This window comes from Ktedonobacterales bacterium, from assembly GCA_036557285.1.
In the GTDB taxonomy this organism is placed as follows: Bacteria; Chloroflexota; Ktedonobacteria; order Ktedonobacterales; family DATBGS01; genus DATBHW01.
Window position 1 is genome coordinate 103,480 of sequence record DATBHW010000042.1, and the last position, 21,241, is coordinate 124,720.

Here is a 21,241-nt window from a genome sequence, read left to right on the forward strand (position 1 = left end):
GCGTTGCTAATCTGCCAGCCGTACTAATCCAGCGTCGCGCAGATGGCAGATGTCATTCAGCCCCAGCAGCACACGCATGCCATCCTTCACACGCACCACATTCACCGAGGTATTAACCACCGGGAAAAAGAAATCGCGCTCCAGCCCCAGTGTCACAGCGAGGTAGGTGTTAATCACACCGCCATGCGAAAAGACAGCGAGGCGCTGCCCCACGTGGCGCGCCGCCAGGCCATCAATCGCCGCCAGCACCCGCGCGCGGAACTCACTGCCCGGCTCGCTCCCCGGAATCGAAGACCAGTAGCCAGAGCGCGCCACCATGCGCACAATTGTATTCAACCGCTCGCGCAGAGCAGCCGCGTAGGCATCCGGCGACACCCCTTGAGGCAACCCATCTCCAATCTTGCCCAGGCGAATCTCGCGCACCTCCGGCTCAATCCCTACCTCCAGACCCTGCGCCCGCGCCAGCGCCTCGGCGGTTTCGCGCGCCCGGCGATAAGGGCTGCTGTAGATCGCATCGAAGGGCGTCTCCTTCAGCCGGGCAGCCAGCGCCTCAGCCTGCTGCCGACCAAGGCTGCTTAGCGGCTGCTCGTCATACGTCCCCCCCGGCACAATCTCGTCGCCCGCTGGCAAGGCGTCCCCATGACGAATCAGAAAGATTTCAGTCGCCCCATACTTACGACTCAAAAATGGCTGCTCAATCGGCGTTTCAGCACTGCTCAAACGTTATCGCTCCTTTTAGCGTCAGGGATAGATTAGCGTCAGGATTTCAGCAGATTCATCCTAGATGATAGCAACAGACGAGCGCCCAGATCAACCGCGCTCAAACCTCCTCTGCTGTACCAAGCACAAACTTGAGATAGCGGCCCTCCGGGAAATGCGCCGGAACAGGATGATCGAGCGGCTGCCCCGCTTCGTGCAAAATCAGGAAGCGCCTGCCCAGGCTGGCCGCCGCCTGGCTCAGCGTCTCCTTGAACATATCAGGCGATACGTAACTCGTGCAGCTTGCCGCCGCCAGCAGCCCCCCTGGCCGCACGCAGCGCAGCGCCAACTGATGCAGGCGGATATAGCCGCGCAATGCCGCGTGCAGATGCTTCTTGCTGTGCGCGAAGCTCGGCGGGTCCAGAATCACCAGATCAAACAGCCGCCCCTCGCGGGCAAAGCGCGCCAGCAGGGCAAAGCAATCCTCTACCAGAAACTCGTAGCTGTCGGGATCAAAGCCATTAAGGGCAAAGTTGGCCGCTGCTTCGCTGGCGCTGGCCGAGGCAACATCGCAGCTCGTGATGGCGCTTGCCCCGCCGCGCGCCGCGTACAGCGAAAACGCGCCGGTATACGAGAAGCAGTTCAACACCGTTCGCCCCGCGCACCAGCCTTCTAAAAAGCGTCGGTTCTCACGATGGTCCAGAAAGAGGCCCGTCTTCTGCCCAACAAACAGGTTGGCATGGAAGCGCAGCCCATGCTCCTCAACGATCAGATCGCGTGGGGGCAGCGCGCCCCACAGCCGCTCGATCTTGCCCACTGCTTCTGGCTCATCCTCCGCGCTTGCACCTGCGGCGGCAGGCGCTTTCCTCCGCAGCACAATCCCCCGCAGCGGAGCCGCCGCTCGCAGCCCATCGGTCAGCCAGGGCAGCAGCGCCTCCGCGCTCTCACAATAGGTATGCAGGGCCGCGAACGCGCCATACAGATCAACCGTCACGCCGGGCAGCCCATCGGCCTCGCCAAATATCCAGCGATAGGCGCTGATTCGCTGCTCGCGCAGCGGCGCGCGCAGTTCCCAGGCGCGCTGCACCCGCCCGCGCAGCCACGCAGCATCAGGCACTTGGCGCGGCGAAAAAAGGCGCAGCGCAATCTGGCTTCTGGCATCCCAGAGGCCATAGGCGCTGAAGCCCCCGCAGCGCACGCGCACCCACGCGCCAGAAGGCAGCGAGGGAGGCGCGTCAATCTGATTGCGATACACCCAGGGGTGGCCCGCTGCCAGCCGGGGCTTCAGCGCCGAAGGTAAGGTTATTTCAGGAAGTTTCATGGCTCCCCAAAAAGGCTATTAACATCTCGTTAAACTGATCAGTCGCCTCTAAATAGGGATGATGCCCGCACTGAGCATACACCTCCAGCCGCGCGTCGGCGCGCAGCGCCCGCAGCGTCTCCGAATCCTGCGTTGGTACCGTCCTATCCTCTTCGCCCCAGATCGCCAGTGTCGGCAGCTTCAGTTCCGCGTAATCTTTGCGCACCCGCTGATCGGTCCCGCCGATCAAACCCACAACGGCGCGGCCCGTTCGCACCAGACCCCGCACCATGTTTTGCTGCTGAAACAGCAGATGCGCGCTATCGGCCCAGGCCAGCGCGCCCTCCGGGCTGGCCCGTCCGGCGAAGCGCCAGTTGGCGCGTTCGATCAGCTCCTCTCGCGTAGGTGGCTGAAAGCGATAGCGAGCAAGCGCAGCCGAGAAGCCGGATGGCGTCAAAACACGGCGCCAGGGCAGCTTCACTCCCTCTGGCCTGGGGCGGCGAAAGCGCAAACCGGCGACAATCAGGGCCATTCCTGGGAGAGTCGCAAGGCGCATCAGGCGCACATCGCGCTTCGCTCCAAAACCCAGCGGCGCCACCAACACCAGCTTTGCCACGCGCTCCGGGCAGCGGCGCGCCAGCCGCACCGCAACCGCGCCGCCCATCGAATGCCCCACTACAAAAGTCTGCTGCATGCCCAGGCTATCCATCAGGCCGATCAATTGGTCCACCCAGCGGTCCAGGCTATAGCGCCCATGCGGCTTTGCCGAGCGGCCCATGCCCCATAATTCAGGCGCAACCACGCGAAAGCCCGCCTGCTCCAGCGGCCCAATATTCAGCGTAAAATTACGCGCCGTCCCCCCAAACCCATGCACGAACAAGACCGGCTGGCCGTCCAGCGGCCCGGCCTCAAAATAAAACGTCGCCCGATCTTGCTCCCCCAGCAGCCGACCAGGAAACGCCTCTGATGGCAACGAAGCGGTCATACCTCATCCTCACTTTGGCTGTTTCATGCCCCTATTCTAACATTGCTCCTTCCCTTTCGCCACCCCCGTTTTAGTCGGTCCCTGGCGGCGCTCCAACGCGCGGTGCGTTTCTTTGTGTACTACTACAATCACCGCCAACGCCTGTATCTGTCCCATCCAGCCTATTGCGGACGCTTGCCTCTACTTAATTAGCCACTCCCAAGCTTCGAGAAGCCCCTTGACGGCCTGATAGTGATATGCTAGGATGCTGGCACCGAATAAGGGTTGAGGGTTGGTCGGCAAGGATTGAGTCTGGAGGGGCAAGAGGAGAAAACAATGCCGCGTGCTGGTTCGGCTTTTCGTCTCACAGAGCGACAATTCGCGCGACTTCAGGCCATCATCCAGTCAGAATATGCCGCCTTTGGCTGGCAATTGCCACTCTCGCAATTGGATATACTTGCCACCAGCGTGGCCCGCACCTGCGCGGGCATGAATGGATACTACAGCGAAGCCGGCGCCCGCCGGGTAGCGCGCACCTGGGCATGGCTGCGCGCGGATGTCTTCCCTGGCGACCCCCTTATTGCCTACACACAAGCCGTCATCGAGCGCGAGCGCCGCACCTGGAAACTCTCCGCGCTTGCCACCCATGATATGCGCCGCATGGCCCTGGATTCACTCTACTTTACTTATATCCATAAAGGCAGCTATTCCCTGAACGATGTCTGGGAAAATGCCCGAGCCTTCGCGCGCGGCGTCACGCCTGGCCGCTAGAAGTAGGATACCAGTTGCAGCGCCACCTTTCAGGCGATTTGCTACCTGAAAGGTGGCGCTGCAACTGGTGAGCGCGCTGCCCATGCCGCATGCAGATTTACAGAATCATATATTGCCGCTTGTATTGCCGCTGCCGTTATGAAGCGCCTGGAAAACGCGCTCCGGTGTCATCGGAATCTGCGTCACCCGCGCGCCAGTGGCATTGGCAATAGCGTTGGCAATCACAGCAGCCCCCGGAATGACTGGTGGCTCGCCAACGCCCTTCGCCCCAAAGGGACCATTCGACGAAGCCACCTCAACCAGCATCGTATCAATCTTCGGCGCAACTCTCGCGCCCGGAATGGCATATTCCATGAAGCTGCTGTTCAATAACTGGCCCTGCTGATCGTAGAGCATCTGCTCGTAGAGCGCCCAGCCCAACCCCTGCACAATCCCGCCCATCATCTGCCCCTCCACTTCGGCAGGGTTGATAGCAAAGCCGACATCCTGCGCCGCCGCATACTCCAGCACCGATGCCTGCCCAGTCTCAGAGTCCACCGCCACCCGTGCTACATGCGCTGTGAACATCGGCGCGCCACCTGTGATCGCCACCGAGCCACGTCCAAAGACCGGCTCATAACGTGCGCCAAAGCTCATCGTCTGGGTAGCAATATCGCTGAGATCGATGCCCCGCGCAGCCGCGCCGCGCACCTGAACACGCCCTGGCAGCAGTTCTAGATCGCCCGTCGCGGCTTCCAGCCTGTCTGCGGCAATGTCCAGAATCTGGCGGCGAGCATCTTCGGCGGCCTGTTTGACAGCAGCCCCAAGCGTATAGGTCACTTTGCTGCCGCCCGTTGCCCCCATAAACGGGGAGGCGTCGGTATCGGCATGCACCAGGCGAATTGATTCAGGAGACTGGTTCAGGATTTCAGCGGCAATCAGCTTCAGCGTCGTATCCGAGCCGGTAAGGTCCACCGACCCCACCACCAAGGTCAGCGTGCCATCACCATCCATACGGCAGGCAGCCGAAGCAGGCTCCAGACCACCGGGCCAGCCACCCACCGCCACACCGACCCCAATCTTGCGGCCCAGCGCGTCGGTCTCATTGGCGCGGCGATTCTTCCAGAGCGGATGCTCAGCAACCTTCTCCAGACATTGGCGCAGGCCAATCGCTGGAAAGGCCGGGCCGTCAGGCCGCTTATCGCCCTCGACAATCGCGTTGTGCAGGCGAAACTCCAGCGGGTCCAGCCCCAGCGCGTGCGCCAGAGCGTCCATATGTGATTCGATGGCAAAGGTCGCTTGTGGCGCGCCAGGCGCGCGATAAGCCCCTGATCCTGGCTTATGGGTAAGCACCTCATACCCGCGCAGGTCGAGATTGGGGCAGCGATAATAGCCGCCAACCATAATAGCCGCGATGCCAGCAGGCGCGCCAGGATACGCTCCGGCGTCAAAGACCAGCCGAGCCTGAAGCGCCGTTAGCGTGCCATCGCGTTTTGCCCCCGCCTTGATCGTAATGATGCTCTGTGGTGCAGGATTGCCCGCCAGAAAATCGTCGCTGCGCGTAAAGCTAAGCAGCACCGGCTTGCGCACCGCCACCGCCAGCGCAGCCACCAGCGGCTCCAGCAGAATAAACTTGCCGCCAAAACCACCACCTACCGGCATCGCCACCACCCGTATTTGATGCTCTGGAAGTTTGAGCGCGGCAGCAACCTCAGAGCGCGCGTAAAACATCGCCTGAGTGCTTGCCCACACCGTCACCTGGCCCAGCGGGTCTATCGCCGCTGCCACCGCCTGCGGTTCTATGTAGGTCTGATGAACCATACTCGTGCGATAGGTCTCTTCCAGCACCACATCAGCCTCGCGGAATCCTTCTTCTACATCCCCGCGCTTGAAACGCGGATGAGAAGCAACATTGACGGAGAGGTCTTCTTTTTCGGCGTCCGCGTCCTCGGATTGCGCCACAGCAGCGTGCATCCCGGCTTCGGCATCGGCAGCCTCATGTGAAAGGTGCGGATGCACAGGTGGCGCTCCAGGCAGCATAGCCACCAGCGGATCACTCACAGCGGCCAGCGGCTCGTAATCAATAGCCACCAGATCAGCCGCATCCTGGGCAACCGCCGGATCAGAAGCCAGGGCCATTGCTACCGGCTGCCCCCGGAACAGCACATAGTCATGAGCCAGCGGCGAGCGATGGCGCGAGGATTCATCCTCTCTGCTGCGGGTCATCGGCAGGTCATCAGCCGTCAGCACAGCAAAGACGCCAGGGAGCGCCAGCGCGGCGCTCTTATCAACGCTGCGAATGCGCGCGTGCGCATAGGGGCTGAGAATCGGGCGAGCATACAGCAGCCCATCAAGAGGGAGATCGGCGGTATAGCGGGTCTGCCCCGTGAGCTTTTCTGGCCCATCAACCCGGCGCACAGAATGTCCAAGGTAGGTATACTCTGGCATGTTGCGCTTGTTCCTCACTTTACCAAAAATTGCCTGTCTTTTTTCCTTGACAGAAGGCATTGTAGTCCATGACTTCGGGTGATCGCTAGCAGTTCATTCTACTGCAAGAACTGACACTATTGCCAGCGTTTCTTGCGGTTGCCCGTAAATGGGCGCAATCTGGCCGCCAAATTACCCCCTTGTGCTTGCTCAGTAGCTCTGCTAAGATTTTGCCCGAAGCAGACGCGCAAGCCTCGGACGGACCTGGGGGGCAGCGCGCGGTCAGGGCGTGGAAAAGGATCACGCGCCGCCTTGAGCGCGGCACGCTTCGCCTCTATTGAACATACTGTTGCCTGCAACGCAGGAAAGGAATGCGGCAATGGCCAGCAAAAATCCAGAGAAGGATGCACAGGAAAGCACAGCGGATACCAAGATAGAGGTAGCCGTGCTGGCGGATAACAGCGGAGCGGAGGGGCAGGCCGAAGTGGTCGTGGATGAGGCTGGGGAGCATGCGGAGCAGCTAGAAATAGATCGTCCTGAGGCGACGGCAGAGGAGGCAGCGAGCGCAGAGAGCGGTGAGCAGGAAGCGCCCGATGAAGCTGAAGCCAACGTCCTCGTTGTCAGCGCCGCTGCAAGTGGCGAAGACGAACAATCAGAAACATTAGCGGAACTCGCGGACGAACTGCCCGCCGATGCGTCTTCAGACGAAGAATCCCATGCTGAACCCGAAGGCGCTGAAGCGGAACCCAGCGAGGCCGCTGAAGCAACAGAGGAACAGGCTGCCGAAGAGCCAGCAGCCGAAGAAGCAGCAGCGGTAGCTGAGGCAGAGAGCGCAGCCGCAGAGGCGGAAGCGCCCAGCATGGAAGCTGAAGCCGCCGAAGCGAGCGAAGAAGCAGCAGCGGCTGAGGAAGCTGCCGAAGCAGTGGCTGAAGTATCTGCTATGGAGGAAGCCCCTGCGGAAGCTGAGGCTGCCGAAGTTGAAGCGGAAGCCCCTGCGGCAGAAGCCGAAGCGGCTGAAGCAGCCGAGGAGGCGCCTGCGGCTGAGGAGGCTGAAGCCGTTGCGGCGGCTGAAGAAACTCCTGCGGCTGAGGAGGCCGAAGCTCCTGTCTCCGAAACCGAAGCGGCTGCCGAGGCTGCAACACTGGAGGAAGCGGCTGAAGTCTTTGAGGAGGCCATCGCAGAAATCAGGGAAGCGATAGAGGCAGCCGAGGAGGCACACGCCGAGGCCGAAGCGGAAGCCGCCCCGGAAGCAGCGGCTGAGATGGAAGCCGAGTCTGCCGAAGCAGCGGCTGAAGTCGAGGAGGCAGCCGAGGCTGTAGCCGAAACTGAGGAAGAAGCCGAAGCAGTAGCCGAGGTCGAAGCTGAGGAAGAAGCCGAAGAGGTAGCCGAGGTAACTGCTGAAGCCGAAGCCATCGCTGAAGAAACAGCAGTGGTAGCTGAGGCCGAAGCCGTCGCCGAGGCCGCTCAAGAGGCAATAGAGGAGGCCGAGGTCCAGACCGAAGCCGCCCAAGAAGCAGAGGCCGAAGCTGAGGTTCCTTCAGCAGAGGCAGAGGAAGCAGAGGCAGTGGCCGAAGCGCCCGCAGCGGAAGAAGCCGCCGCTGAAGCCGAACCTGCCGCTGAGGCAGAGGAAGCGCCAGCAGAAGAGCCTGCCCCCGCAGCAGCGAGCGCAGAGGCCGCGCGAGAACCCGTCACGATTGTTGCCCATCAATTGATCGCCGTCGGGCCGAACCGCGAACCCCGTATTCTGCTGCACCGTTATCACGGGCGAACCGGTCAGCCCCTGGGTGGAGCGCCTATGCTCTGGGATACCGCCCGCGCCGCTCGCTTCTTCCATCAAAAAGCGGTCAGCGGCCAGGCAAGCGGGCATGAAACGCTCGTGCATATCCCTGAAGAGCAAACTGTCGTCATCATGGCTGGTGATGGCGACATCATCAGCGTCCATGAAGAGGTTGCCAGAGCCATCTTCCCAGCCATCGCGCAGCATCGCGCGTCCTGGGCAGAAGAGCAATGGGACATCCCAGCCGAATATCACCAGGCATCCCCCGCCCTCTCATTCGATGATTGGGCATAACGCACAAGAACACAATATCGGCCCAGTAGCGCATCTTTTTTAGTGCGAACAACGCTCATCTCTTGCCTCCTGCAAAGCACAACGGCGTGCTATACGCAGCGCAAAAGAGAAGCACCAAGTCGGTGAGGAGCAGGAAAGCGCCCGGCGGCTCTATGCCCAACGGACGCCGATAGATGAGAGCTTCGGCTGATAAGACACCGGGGCGCAACCTCGCGCCAGGGACATCTATGTCGTACTGCGCTGCGGCCCAAACACACCGCACCAGACGAGCATGAGGCAGAAACGCCTGCCCAACCGGGCGACGAAGCGCCACCGGCGCTCAGTTGTAAGAAGCGTATCTCTATCCAGAACCAACCGGAATGAAACAGAAGACAAAAACGGCAGCAGTGTTTCCACGCCCGCACTGCTGCCGTCTTTTTGCAAGTAATTTCTTCTTGACGTTTTGTTGGCCGGTGTGATAGAGTCACATTACAAGAAAGAAACGGCTGTGATGGGGACGGGTTCGGAGGCTACACAGCGTTCAGAGAGCGATGTCCTGGCTGAGAACAGCGCCGCTGCTCCTCTCGAATGACCCCCCTGAGCCAACCAGTGAACTGGCTTAGAGCGCCTCACACAACCTCCACACGAGCAGGGGCGGGGTTGTAGCGCCGTCCTGCCAGGCGGCAGGGGTGGGGCCAACCGCCGGTTTTGTGAGGCATTCTTAGCTGCGCCATAGTAACTGGCTTCGGCAGCGCCCGTTATCGCGCGATGGTTTCTTGCTTCCCCTTGAACAGAAGCATCAACCGCTGAGGCCCCACGTTGGGGCAAATGGTGGTGGTACCACGATACGGCTGTACGCCCTCGTCCTCCAAACGGACGAGGGCTTTTTGTCGCTCGCACAGAGCTGGAGCAACGATATGCGTGACAACGATCTTCGGGAAGGCGTCTAACGCCCTGCCTGGCCTGCCCAGGACGCCCTTCCCAATCACTCCAGGGCAGGCAAACATCACTGAAGACAGGGAGGGATTTGCATGCAGCGTATTCGCACAACTGAGGCTCGCGCACACCAGGGCGAGCGCGTTTCTGTCGCTGGCTGGCTCCATTCACTCCGACGCCTGGGAGCCGTGAACTTTCTCGTCATTCGTGACGGCTGGGGGACCATCCAGGCCGTCGCAGAGAGCGAAGCTGAATTAGCGCCGCTCCTGGCAGAAGAGGCAGGCGTAGAAACTGTTCTGGCAATCGAAGGGCTGGTTGTCAGCAATGCGCAGGCTCCTGGCGGCTGTGAATTGCACGAATTGTCCATCAAGCTGATCGCGCCGGTCACTGAAGCGCCTCCGGTAACGATCAGCAAGCGCGCCGTCAAGGCCAGCCAGAGTACCATCCTCGACCATGCCGTCGTCACAAACCGCCATCCAGAGCGGCGCGCCATCCTTCAACTCGGCGCAGGCGTCCTGGCTGGCTTCCGGGCTGCCCTGGGAGAGCAAGGCTTTACCGAGATACAAACGCCCAAGATCGTTGCCTCCGCCACCGAAAGCGGCGCAAACGTCTTTTGCCTCGACTATTTTGGGCGGCCAGCCTATCTGGCACAAAGTCCGCAGTTTTACAAGCAGATCATGGTGGGCGTCTTCGAGCGCGTCTTCGAGGTTGGCCCAGTCTTTCGCGCAGAGCCACATGATACCGCGCGCCATATCAACGAATATGTGAGCCTGGATGTGGAGTTTGGCTTTATCGAAAGCCATCATACCGTGATGGCGCTTTTACGCGACCTGCTGGCGAGCATCTTTACAACATTGGCACAGCGCCATGCTGACGAGCTAGCCCTACTGGAGACGAAGCTGCCCGCTGTGCCTGTCGAGATTCCCAGCATTCACTTCAGCGACGCCCAGGAACTCATCTACCAGCGTCATGGCGCCGACGTGCGTGGCGAACCCGACCTTTCGCCCCAGGACGAGCGCCGACTTGGCGAATGGGCGCGTGAACAATTCGGCAGCGATTTCCTGTATGTGATCGGCTACCCGATGCGCAAACGCCCATTCTATACACATCCAGACCCATCGCGTCCAGAATATTCCAACTCATTCGACTTGATCTTCCGGGGCATGGAACTGGCTACAGGTGGGCAGCGCCTGCATCGCTACGCCGATTACATTGCGGCGCTGGAGGCAGCGCATTTGCCCATCGAACCATTCGAGGCGTATATCGAAGCGTTCCGTTACGGCATGCCGCCACATGGAGGGTTTGCCTTCGGCCTGGAGCGTTTGTTGATGCAGCTTACTGGCGTCTCAAACATCAAGCTGGCTGCACTCTTCCCCCGCGACCTTGCGCGGCTTACACCCTAACCACTCAGAACAAGGATGCCAGACGTTGCGCGCGCCTGGTATCCTCTTTTGTAGAGAGCGTGATACCCTGTCAGAAGGGAGATGAGAGCGAGCCATGAAACCCTCAAGGCAAGGAACAGACAGCCGCGCGAAAAAGGGGCTGCTCTGGTTGTGGACACTGGCCGCCGGATTGGTAGGCGTGGGCGTCGGGCTGCTGGTGTTGATCTTCGAGCATGCCCCCATGAACGACACCCCTGCAACCCCCCAGGAAATCTTTGTCTTTATGCAAGCCGCGCTCTTGCTGGGCTTTGGGGCGGGCCTGGTCTCACCCTCCGCCTGGGTCGGCAAGCGCGGCTCAGCCGCCCTGGCTGGATTGCTAGGCAGCGCGGCGCTCTTCCTGATCGTCGCTGTACAGGTGGTAGACGCTGGCAATGGCACTGCGCTTTTCTTTGGCTGCTTCACTCTGCCCTTCCTGCTGGTCAGTGTCCTGGGCGGAATCTTCGGCTCCTGGATTGGCGCGCTGCTGGCCGATATGCGCAGAGGCGAAGGATAACGAAGAGTGAAGGCTTCCAGGGCGCCGTCCAGACAATCTCTTGACCTCCTGTGTATCAATATGATAGGCTCTGTCCTGTAATCAAGCGGCTATGCTTGCACCCCACAGCAGAAAAGAAGGCATATGTTGATGCTCAAAGGTCTCGATCAAGACGATCTGGCCCACTGGAACCCTGTCCAGCTTGCCCAGCGGTGCGCTGTCGAGCAGCAGCACTATCACCAGCATGTTCCTTCTGATGATCGCTACTGCCTTGAGCTATTTCTACGCGCCATCCACCAGCGCGATGAGCTTGCCTGGAAACTGATTGCCGATCAATTCAGCGGGACAGTGCTGGGCTGGCTGCGTCAGCATCCCTGCGCCAGCCGGCTCCGAAATCAAGAAGAACCAGATGCCTACGTGAGCGCCGCCTTCAGCAAGTTCTGGCTGGCAACTGCCTCTCCTGGGGCCACCACCCCTGACTTTCGGACACTGGCAAGCGTCCTCGCCTATCTGCGTAGTTGTCTCAACAGCGTCGTGCTGGACGAAATGCGGCAACTCAAGACCCGCTCGCGCGAAGGGCCGCTGGAGGATATGAGCGACACAGCAGTAGATGAACCTTTGCGCCAGTCGGTTCAGGAACTCTGGACCGTCATCGAGCGCGCCCTGCCAGACCGGCGGGAACAGCGTCTGGTCTATCTCCTCTTTGTGCTTGACCTCAAACCGCGCGACGTGGTACGAATAGCTCCACAAGATTTTCCTACCGCGCAAGAGGTATACCGGCTGACGCGCAACGTCCTTGATCGCTTGCGCCGTAATCCCGCCCTGCGCGCCTGGGTGGAGGCTGATGATCTATAATATTCAGAAACCAGATGCAAAAAGAACGGGAGTGGCTCGTTCTTCTCAATACTGAGAGAGCGCGATACCTGGGCGCGTTTAGCCACCGCGCCGCTAGTGCGCTTTCTACCAGGAAGGATACGCGCCTCCGTCGGCACCACGGCAGCCATAGGTAGCGATTCTACGAGGGGTTGTATCTTCCTCATATTTTGAGAAAAGGAGTACCCGACAATGGATGGTCCTAGCCCCCATATACTCAATGAGGATGATCTGGTCGCTGCTGCCTTAGACTCCGATGCTTTGACTGCTGAGGCCAGGCAGCATCTTGCCCAATGCCCGACCTGTGCCAAACAGGCTGCGTCATATCAACGATTCATGTCTGCGCTCACCTCCAAACTCTATCGTTGGGACTGCCCCACTACCCAGGAGATCAGCGACTACGCTGCGGGACGACTACGCGGCAAGCGCCGCCACACGCTCGCCCTGCATTTCAAACGCTGCCCACACTGCACCGAGGAACTGGAGATCAGTCGGCAATTCCTGAGTCCAGCCCCACAGGCAGCAGCTGCACCAGGCTTGCGATCCCCAGCAGCCAATCTTCAACCACTTCCCCCACGCCAACGCCTCGTAGCGCGGCTGCTGCCGCACCGCACGGCAGGCGCGGCGCTGGCAGGCATCCGTGGAAGCAGCAGCCAGGGCAACGAAGGCTGGCCTCGCCAATATCAATTCGATACGATCTCCCTCTCCCTGCATCGCGCTGTTCCGCCAGCAGGTGGAAGTGGCTCCATGCTGCTTGGCCTGATTTCACGCGCCGAGGCCCCGCCCGATGCGTTCAGCAACATAGAGATACATCTGCTCCTTTCAGATGCTCCAGATAAGCCGCCCCTTGCCACTGAACAGATTGACGATCTTGGCAACTTTGTCCTCAGCCCTGTCCCCACTGGCCGTTTCGACCTGCTTATTGTGCTGCCAGAGGGTGATCTGGTCATCGAAGGGCTTGAACTCAGTGGATGAACCGTCAATGAACGCTCACACATTTGTCTCTGGCCTGTTACCCTTGCAAGGGGAGGCCATCACACGCTATTTCGCAGAGCATGCTCCCGCAGCAGATGACCTGGACACCATCGCCCAACTCCTCAAAGACGAAGCCCAGGCCCAGGAGACCCGCGACCTGGAACAGTCGCTCATCATTGCCGATCAGCTATTGGCATTCGCTGATTGGACAGGCAGCCCTCGCCATCGTGCGCTGGGCCTGCTGGAGCGCGGCAACGTCCTCATGCTCCAGGGCCACCACCGCGAAGCCATCGACTGCTTCGATACCGCCGGAGCCGATTTCCTCAAGGCAGGCGATGAAATTGGCTGGGCGCGCACCAGAATAAGCTACCTTTTCTGCGCCTCGCGCATTGGCCTGGCTGAGCAAGCCCTTCAACATGTTGAGCGGGCACGCGAGGTTTTTCTCTCCCATGATGAGTATGGACGCGCCGCCGATCTGGAGACGAATCTGGCAATTGCCTTGTCAGGCGTTGGGCGTTACCAGGAAGCCCTGGCAGCCTATGACCGAATTCTGCTGATCATTAGTTCCAGGGAAACGGGCGATATGCTGAGCCGCAAAGCACGGGTGCTCACAAACAAAGCATTTGTTTTAGAGATGCAGGGCGATTTACACGGCGCTATCACCTGTCTTCAGGAAGCTCGCGCCATCTTTGCTGCACAGCAACAGCTCCGCGCAGGTGCCGCCGCTGATCTTAATCAGGCTTGGTTACGGGCGAGTCTGGGCCAATATAGCGCAGCCTTACATCTCTACCATCAGGCAAGGGAATATTATCAGCAGCATGCTATTCCCAACGCCCTCGCTGCTGTGAATGCCGATATGGCCCATTGCCTTTTGCGCCTGAATCGCCCAGTCGAAGCACTCAAACTGGCCGAAGAAGCGGTTGCCCTCTGTCAGACGTTGGATGAAACCTCGGAACTCGGCACCATGCTTGTCTATCTCGCACGAGCGCAGGCAGCTTGCAACAAACCTGAAGCAGCACTGCTGACACTGAAAGAAGCTCGTCGGCAGTTTGAAAGTGTTGGCAATCTTCCTTCAGCCGGGTTAGCAATACTCACGGTAGCTGAGCTTTTGATTCAGTCAAGAGACCAGCTAGCCCAGGCCCTCGAAAGTGCTAAAGAAGCGATGAGCATCTTCTATGCTCATCACATGGAACATTTAATTGCTGAAGCTCATCTGCTCCAGGGGCGGGCCTACGAACTATCAGATAATGTCGTTCTGGCAGCAGAGCTAGGCAATAAAGCCCTGAAGGAAGCCCGGCAGGCTCACATTCCCTGGCTGGAATTTGGCTGTGAACTCCTGCTTGGCCGATTAATGCAGCGGCAAGGGAACCTGGAGGCAGCAGAGCAACACTATCAGGCCGCGCTCACCTTACTTGAAGGCTTGATGACCTGGCTCGTGCGCGACCAGCGCAGCACGTTCTTGACCGACAAAGAAGATGTTTTTAGCGCCCTGATCAGCCTCTCGCTGAAGCGCAGCAACCCCAACAGGGCGCTGGAGTATCTGGAACGCATGAAATCCCAAGTGCTGCGCGAATATCTGACGCGCTCCTCTGAGATTCGGCTCAAAGCAAGCGATCCCGAAGAAGCGCGCCTCTTGCAAGAACTGCAACGGCTGCGCCAGGAACTGCATGTCTCTAGCGCCCAAGTAGTTCTAACGGAAAAGACTGTCCAAAGCTCCACACTTGCCGAGCAAGCAGCAGCAGCCAGAGGAGCGCCAACCGATGTCATTGAGACAGAAAAAGCCCAACAAAACACCCTCCTGAATCAGCAGAAGGCCGAGCAGCGCCGCCGCGAGCAGGCCATCAGCGAATTATTAGAGCGGGCTTATCTCCAACACGAGAGTTCCCGCTTTACCCTCTTTGCCACTGGGCAAGGAGGGCATCAGGCCCATAGCCCACTTTCAATTGAACACCTGTCTGACCTGATGCCAGAAGGCAGCGTCCTGCTGGAATACTTCACTCAAGGCGATGATCTGCTCATCTTTACCCTTCATGCCCGGCATCGCCGCACTGAAATAACGCATGTTCCTGGCGCGGCCAATCGGATCAGCCGGATGCTCCCGCTTTTTCGTACCAATGTTGATCTGGTCGCTCAGCATCTCATGAGCCAGCCCGCCGGGGCAAACATTGATCCCATGCTCACCGTCAATATCCAGGGCCTTGCCCGCAGACTCTATGATCTCCTGCTGAAACCCATTGAAATCCATATACCAACCGATGGACGGCTCATCATCGTGCCTTATGGCCTGCTCCATCTGCTGCCCTTTCATGCGCTGCACAGCGAGGTGGGCTACCTGATCGAGCGGTGCGAAGTGGCCTATCTGCCCGCTGCTGCCATGCTCGCGCTCCAGGAGAGCCAGCGCGCAGCACTACCGCGCACCAGCGATGGGCAGGGGAACATTCTGGTGCTGGGGCACTCTCATGGCGGGCTGCTGCCCCACGCGCTGCACGAGGCACACAGCGTCGCACATTTATTGGGAGCAAGCCCTTTCCTCGACGAGCAGGCAACTATTGAGCGATTGAGCGGCGCAGCCGGGAGCTACAACATCATCCACATTGCTGCGCATGGGCAGAATCGCGCCGACGCGCCCGACTTCTCCTATCTGCAACTGGCCGATGGGCAACTAAGTATGATTGATGTCTTCAACCTGGATTTACCCGCTGAGCTTATTACCTTGAGCGGCTGCGAAACCGGGCTGGTTGTCATCGGTGGCGGCGATGAACTTCTGGGATTGGGGCGCGGCTTTCTTTACGCCGGAGCGCGCTCGCTTCTGATGAGCCTCTGGCGCGTGGAAGATGCCAGCACCGCTCTATTGATGGAACGCTTTTATCAAGGGCTTCTGGCCGGGCAGTCACGGGCAGGCGCGCTGCGTGGCGCCCAGCAGGCGCTTCTGGCAGACGCTCGTGCTGGCAAAAGCCCGGCTGCCTGGCAGCATCCGTATTTCTGGGCGCCCTTCCGCCTGCTCGGCGCCTCCGACCCCGTCGCACTCTAAGCAGCGCCTTCATCTGCAAATAGCTGTTTACAAATCGTTTTCTTTGATAGGTGGCTTACAGAGACCGACACCCCGGCGCTATGTGAATGCAACCAGGTTCCTTGTATCAGGAGGACTTTTATGGTGAATCGCCCCAGACCGCCAGCGCATCCAGCTTTTAAAGGCGCTCTCCCAGCCCTCGATGGGCGCATCATTGAGCCGCTCTATTGGATTCCGAACGAACTGGCCGTGACGGTTCGTTCTCCAATGGCGCCAACGCTGGAGCAGCTACAAACCCTCAGCGCCCGCCTGAAACGGCTGCTCAGCGAAGTCGGCATCAGCGTTGTTCCTTTTTACGCTGGCGGCCAGCGACTCTCACGCCAGGGCGCAAAGCGTGATCTCTCAGAGCCGGAAGAAACAGTTACCGAGCAAAAGTATGTTCAGGTGGGGATAGAGGTTGGACGGATTGGACGGACCTCTGCTCAAACCCTGGTGGAAGTTGAGCTTGAGGAGCAGTGGCAGGCTGAGTACAGGCGTCGTCCCAACCGACTTCCCGGCGTTCATTCCTTTGGCAATGGCCCAACAGGCATTGCTGTCGTCTTTTATACCCTGCTCACTCATCGCCAGCGCCGAGGAGACCAGAGGGACAGCGTACAGATAGCGGTTGATCACATCAACCAGAACCTGCACCTGCGCAACCCTGGAGAAAATGCGCTGCGCGTCCTGGCCGCCATGCCGAACTGGCTGACATATGGCTCAGGGCAAATTCCAGAGCCAGCCACTGGACCAGGCGCGCCACCGATGTGGTCCCCAGACGCGCCCCCTCCCAGCGGCTCCTGGGTTTTTAAGCAGCCGCACTTTGCCGCTCTGGTTCAGCAAAACAAGCAGCAGCCAGCGGGACACGTTACCGTCATCATTCTGGATACCGCGCTCGGAGATAACAACGCGGTCATCACACGCGCCCAGCAGGTTCCAGATTACGCAAACAATCTGTTGCTGAAGCAGATTGTGGGCGATCTCAATCAAGGCAAGATGCTTATTGATACGAGCATTCCCACTTATATGCTGCCTGGCAACCAGTTCGGCGCGGGCCAGGATGACCTGGGGCGGCCTTTCGTCTATAATATGGTTGATCATGGCCTCTTCATCGCGGGCATCATTTACAGCATCGCCCCACAAGCGGAGATAAAACTGGTGCGCACCCAGAATCCCTATGGCGCGGGAGATATGAACGTTTTCTTGCATGCTCTCGACGAAGTGGGCCAGCGCCAGGACACACAACAGATCGTGTTGAATCTCAGCATGGGCGCGCTGCCACCCCTGGAGGAACTCCATCAAATCTGGTTTGGCTCTGGCTGCTGCTGCGATGCGCCGCCTTTTGCTGATGCTTTGCAAACCCTCGAAAAATTGCATCTGGGGCTGCGTATTGCCATTCGCTCACTGGTGGAAAAAGGGGTCGTGATCGTTGCCGCCGCTGGCAACGACTCGATAGGTAAGAATCCGCCACATGGGCCACGCTATCCGGCTCGCTATGAGGACGTGCTGGGGGTTGCAGCTGTGAACCGCCACGAACAAGCCGCCGCATATTCCAACCAGGCCAATGTAGACCATTGGGGCAGCGGCATTGCCACCTTTGGCGGCGAAGAGCCGAACGACGACAGCGATACGCTCGCCTGGTATCTGGGTACATCGCCGAATCAACCTGGCCCACCCGATGCCGTCCATAGCCTCTATCTGAATCCAACCTATCCGCCGCTCAATGCAGATGATTCTGGCGCTGGCGGCTCAAACAACTCTGGCTGGGCCTGGTGGTCGGGGACATCGTTTGCCACCGCCGTCGCCAGTGGGCTGGCAGCGCATCATGTGCTGGCTGGCATGCACGGGCAGCAGGTCATCCAGGCCATCTTAAATGGTCTGGCTTCCGCTCCCTACTCCCAACGGCTACAGGCTCCTATTCTGGAAGTAGCGGAAGAATAGGAAGCAGCGGCACAGCGAATGGCGCTACAGGCAGCGGCCTATTGTCGGTAGCGCCACTCGCTGTGCTGGCGTAGCGTCGGCCCACGCTCGTCAGCTTCTCCGCTCCATTGACAGACACGCCTGCCGGGTATATCCTGCTGCCATCAGCTCCACGCTCCTGGCTATCATGCAATCTGCGCCATCCACGTGCTCAGATGCTCATGCTCAGGTTCTAAGGAAGGAGTTTCCTTGATGGCTACCACCGAACTTACCTCCGCCTCTCAGACCATCTTTAGCGAAAGCGAATTTGCAACCCTCCGCGCCATCTGCGATACCTTTGTTCCCGCCATCCAGGCAGAAGACGACCCCCATCGCTTCTACGCGACATCGGCCAGCGACCTCAAAGTCCCCGACCTGATCGCCGCAACTGTTGCCCAGCTTCCCGAAGAGGCCCGCGCACAATTGAGGCAATTGCTTGGCCTGCTGGATAAACCGCTGGTGAACCTGCTCTTCTCCGGCCAGTTTGCGCACTTTCGCACACTCAACCAGGATCAGCGCGAAGCTGTGCTGCGAAGCTGGGCGGCCAGCGGCATGCAGATGCGGCGGCAGGCGTTTGCGGCGCTCAAGCGCGCAGCAGTTGTCACCTATTACGCCGCTGTTGGCGAAGACGGCAAAAATCCTGCCTGGAAAGCTATTAACTATCCTGGCCCTTTCAGCCCGCCTCCCAGCGTACCCAAGCCGATCAAACCCACCGAAATCACCGCCGCTACCACCCTGGATTGTGATGTGGTCGTGATCGGCTCTGGCGCGGGCGGCGGAGTAGTAGCGGGCGAATTGGCGGCTGCGGGCAAAGCGGTGATCGTGCTTGAGATGGGCGGTTATTATAACGAATCCGATTTCATCCACTACGAAGGCGCAGGCTATCAGAAACTCTATCTAGGCGGCGGCGCGCTGACCACCAGAGATCAAGGCGTAACGCTCGTTGCTGGAAGTTGCCTGGGTGGTGGCACCGTCGTCAACTACTGCACCAGCTTCCGCACTCCCGACGACGTGCGCGAGGAATGGGCCACAAAGCACAAGCTTCCCGCCTTCACCACCAGAGACTACGACGACAGTATGGATGCCATCTCCCAGCGCATCAACGTCAACCGCGACCAGAGCAAGCCTTCCAGACACGAAGAACTGATGAGCAAGGGCCTGGAAAAACTCGGCTGGCACGTGGACAGGCTGCCACGCGATGTACGCAACTGCCCACAGGATCATGGCTGCGGCTACTGCATGTTTGGCTGCCAGCGCAGCGCCAAGCAATCCACGCTTATCACCTATTTGCAGGATGCCTATCAGCAAGGCGCGAAGATGATCGTCAACTGCCGCGCTGACCGCATCTTGATCGAGCAAGGGCAGGCTGTTGGCGTGGCTGCCACTGCCACCACCCCTTCTGGCGAGCGACACGCTCTGACCGTGCGGGCCAAAGTCGTAGTTGCCGCCGCAGGCTCGCTCCAGACGCCCGCGCTGCTCCTGCGCTCCGGCCTGACCAATCCGGCCATCGGGCGCTACCTGCGCCTGCACCCGGCCACTGGCGTCTGGGGCGTGCTGCGCGAGGACGCTGAGCCATTCGGTGGGCCGCTGCAAGCGTTGTATTCCGAGCAGTTCGCCAACCTTCAGGACGGCTACGGCTTCAGATTCGAGTGGGTACCCATCCACCCAGGCACGCTCTCGCTCAGCATGCCCTGGACCTCTGGCCGCCAGCATAAAGACGTGATGCGCCGCTATCGGCATATCGTCCCCCTGGGCATTTTGCTGCGCGACCACGAAAGCGGTCAGGTGACGATTGATAAGCGCGGCGAATCGATAATTGACTATCGCCTGGCTCCTTATGACCGCGCCCATATGCGCAAAGGGATTGAGGCGGCCACCCAGGTGCTAGAAGCCATCAATGTCGAAGAGATCATCGCGCCGTCGCCTCAGTGGATCAGCTACCGCCCCGGCGCATCGGGCAGCCGCGCCGACTTCCTGCGCCGCGTAGAAGCTACCGGCTATCGCCCAAACTACTTTGGCCTGATTACCTATCACCAGATGGGCAGTTGCCGCATGGGGCAAGACCCGCAGACCTCCGTCATAAACGAACACAACGAAATGCATGAGGCGCGCGGCCTCTTCGTCACCGACGCAAGCGCATTCCCGACAGCCACCGGCGTGAATCCCATGCTGACCATCATGAGCATTGCTCACCGGACAGCGCAGTATATCAAGACGGTACTATAAATGAAGAGAAGATGGCCGCTCTTTTGCTCAACAGGAGCAATCGCTGGAGAACCGTATCAGACAGCCTATCGTTCCATCATCCACTATGGACCCATGCTTGAGGTGGATGGTCTGGAGATCATGTTCTTTCGCGCCTGGTATCCAGAAGTCGAACACGTCGCTGCTAAGTTGCTGGCCTCTGGCCTGCGTTTCCCCATCATCCACGCAGAAAAAAGCATCGGCCCGTCCCTGGGAAGTCCCCTGGCGGAAGAACGCGCGCAAGGGCTGGAGCGACTGGCGATCAATTGTCGCTTTGGCGCTCAGCTTGGGGCCAGGCTGCTCGTCCTGCACCTCTGGGGTCTGCCAGACTCAGATGAGCATCTTGAACGTAACCTGGGGATGCTCGACGCCTGCCTGGCCCTTGCCGCCAGCGCCGGGCTAGAACTGGCGGTGGAAACCATTCCCTGTGTCCGCGCTGATCCGCTGAGCAACGTCTACCGCGCCATAGAACAAGATCGGCGCTGCCTGGTAGCATTGGATACCGAATTTCTGACTTTCCATCAGCAGCTTGAAGAAAGCCTGGCAACAGACTGGCTCTGGCAGGATGGGCGCGTTCGCCATGTCCATATCAAGGATTACGATGGGCAGATGTTTGGGCCAAATAACTTCCGGCGCTACCTGCATCCAGGCGAGGGCAGCATAGACTTTTCTAGTTTCTTCAAGGGACTGGCCGCGCAGGGTTTTCACGGCTCGATCACCTTGGAAGCATCTGGCGTTCAGCAAGATGGCACTATTGATATGGCGCGCGTACAGACCAGTCTGGCCTTCCTGCATGGCCTCCTGAAGCCATAATGCCAAATCCTGCTGAACACCGCATGTACCGCCGCCGTCCCTGGCGGCGCGGGCGGGGAAGGGTGTGGCGCACCCCGCGAGCGTTCGCTGCAAAACAAACCTGGCGCACCTGGTGTCCTTGAGTACAAGGGGTACCAGATGCGCCAGTGTATAATACCAAATCTTGGTATATACTAGAGGTATGCCGAAACGTCTTACGCTTGCTGAACACCTACCGATGGCTGATTTAGAACAGCGCTACCGGAAGGCCTCCGACCCCGTTGCACGCAGTCAGTGGCAGATCCTCTGGTT

At 59.6% G+C, this 21,241-nt stretch carries 14 protein-coding genes; 10 read left to right on the top strand and 4 right to left on the bottom strand.

Translation table 11 applies throughout. From position 1 onward, the window contains the following. Nucleotides 1–6: 6 nt before the first annotated feature. The 3 genes from VH599_12550 to VH599_12560 all read right to left on the bottom strand — a co-directional run bounded on the left by VH599_12550 (nucleotide 7) and on the right by VH599_12560 (nucleotide 2,984). The gene (locus VH599_12550) at nucleotides 7–720 is read right to left on the bottom strand and encodes a histidine phosphatase family protein (protein HEY7349135.1); all 714 of its coding nucleotides are present in this window, start codon (nucleotides 718–720) and stop codon (nucleotides 7–9) included. A 100-nt stretch (nucleotides 721–820) separates the two neighbouring features. Continuing rightward, nucleotides 821–2,020: a class I SAM-dependent rRNA methyltransferase gene (locus VH599_12555; protein HEY7349136.1), complete on the bottom strand. Its 1,200-nt coding sequence runs from the start codon at nucleotides 2,018–2,020 to the stop codon at nucleotides 821–823. Further along, the gene (locus tag VH599_12560; protein ID HEY7349137.1) at nucleotides 2,007–2,984 is read right to left on the bottom strand and encodes an alpha/beta fold hydrolase; all 978 of its coding nucleotides are present in this window, start codon (nucleotides 2,982–2,984) and stop codon (nucleotides 2,007–2,009) included. Before VH599_12560 ends, VH599_12555 begins: the two co-directional genes overlap by 14 nt. Nucleotides 2,985–3,299: 315 nt before the next feature. Between VH599_12560 and VH599_12565 the strand changes: the two genes are divergently transcribed. Then, entirely contained in the window at nucleotides 3,300–3,734 is a 435-nt protein-coding gene (locus VH599_12565; protein HEY7349138.1) for a hypothetical protein, read from the top strand. Between the two features lie 105 nt (nucleotides 3,735–3,839). Here VH599_12565 and VH599_12570 read toward each other — a convergent pair whose 3' ends face one another. Continuing rightward, nucleotides 3,840–6,161, bottom strand: a complete 2,322-nt coding sequence (locus VH599_12570; protein HEY7349139.1) for a xanthine dehydrogenase family protein molybdopterin-binding subunit — start codon at nucleotides 6,159–6,161, stop codon at nucleotides 3,840–3,842. 358 nt (nucleotides 6,162–6,519) lie between these two features. Here VH599_12570 and VH599_12575 point away from each other — a divergent pair, with 358 nt between their 5' ends. The 9 genes from VH599_12575 to VH599_12615 all read left to right on the top strand — a co-directional run bounded on the left by VH599_12575 (nucleotide 6,520) and on the right by VH599_12615 (nucleotide 20,950). Beyond that, nucleotides 6,520–8,211: a hypothetical protein gene (locus VH599_12575; protein HEY7349140.1), complete on the top strand. Its 1,692-nt coding sequence runs from the start codon at nucleotides 6,520–6,522 to the stop codon at nucleotides 8,209–8,211. A 1,010-nt stretch (nucleotides 8,212–9,221) separates the two neighbouring features. Then, the gene (gene aspS / locus VH599_12580; protein ID HEY7349141.1) at nucleotides 9,222–10,529 is read left to right on the top strand and encodes an aspartate--tRNA(Asn) ligase; all 1,308 of its coding nucleotides are present in this window, start codon (nucleotides 9,222–9,224) and stop codon (nucleotides 10,527–10,529) included. Between the two features lie 94 nt (nucleotides 10,530–10,623). Further along, entirely contained in the window at nucleotides 10,624–11,061 is a 438-nt protein-coding gene (locus tag VH599_12585) for a hypothetical protein (protein ID HEY7349142.1), read from the top strand. A 123-nt stretch (nucleotides 11,062–11,184) separates the two neighbouring features. Then, complete coding sequence (locus tag VH599_12590) at nucleotides 11,185–11,895, top strand: hypothetical protein (protein ID HEY7349143.1); 711 nt, start codon at nucleotides 11,185–11,187, stop codon at nucleotides 11,893–11,895. A 210-nt stretch (nucleotides 11,896–12,105) separates the two neighbouring features. After that, complete coding sequence (locus VH599_12595; GenBank protein ID HEY7349144.1) at nucleotides 12,106–12,888, top strand: hypothetical protein; 783 nt, start codon at nucleotides 12,106–12,108, stop codon at nucleotides 12,886–12,888. 7 nt (nucleotides 12,889–12,895) lie between these two features. After that, on the top strand, nucleotides 12,896–15,919 hold the full coding sequence (locus tag VH599_12600) for a CHAT domain-containing protein (GenBank protein HEY7349145.1): 3,024 nt from the start codon (nucleotides 12,896–12,898) through the stop codon (nucleotides 15,917–15,919). 120 nt (nucleotides 15,920–16,039) lie between these two features. Continuing rightward, nucleotides 16,040–17,875: a S8/S53 family peptidase gene (locus tag VH599_12605; GenBank protein HEY7349146.1), complete on the top strand. Its 1,836-nt coding sequence runs from the start codon at nucleotides 16,040–16,042 to the stop codon at nucleotides 17,873–17,875. Between the two features lie 231 nt (nucleotides 17,876–18,106). Further along, a complete protein-coding gene (locus VH599_12610) occupies nucleotides 18,107–20,119 on the top strand; it encodes a GMC family oxidoreductase N-terminal domain-containing protein (GenBank protein ID HEY7349147.1) in 2,013 nt (670 codons plus the stop codon). After that, nucleotides 20,120–20,950 (top strand): sugar phosphate isomerase/epimerase family protein, encoded by an 831-nt coding sequence (locus tag VH599_12615; GenBank protein ID HEY7349148.1) that lies wholly within the window; start codon nucleotides 20,120–20,122, stop codon nucleotides 20,948–20,950. Nucleotides 20,951–21,241 lie beyond the last annotated feature (291 nt).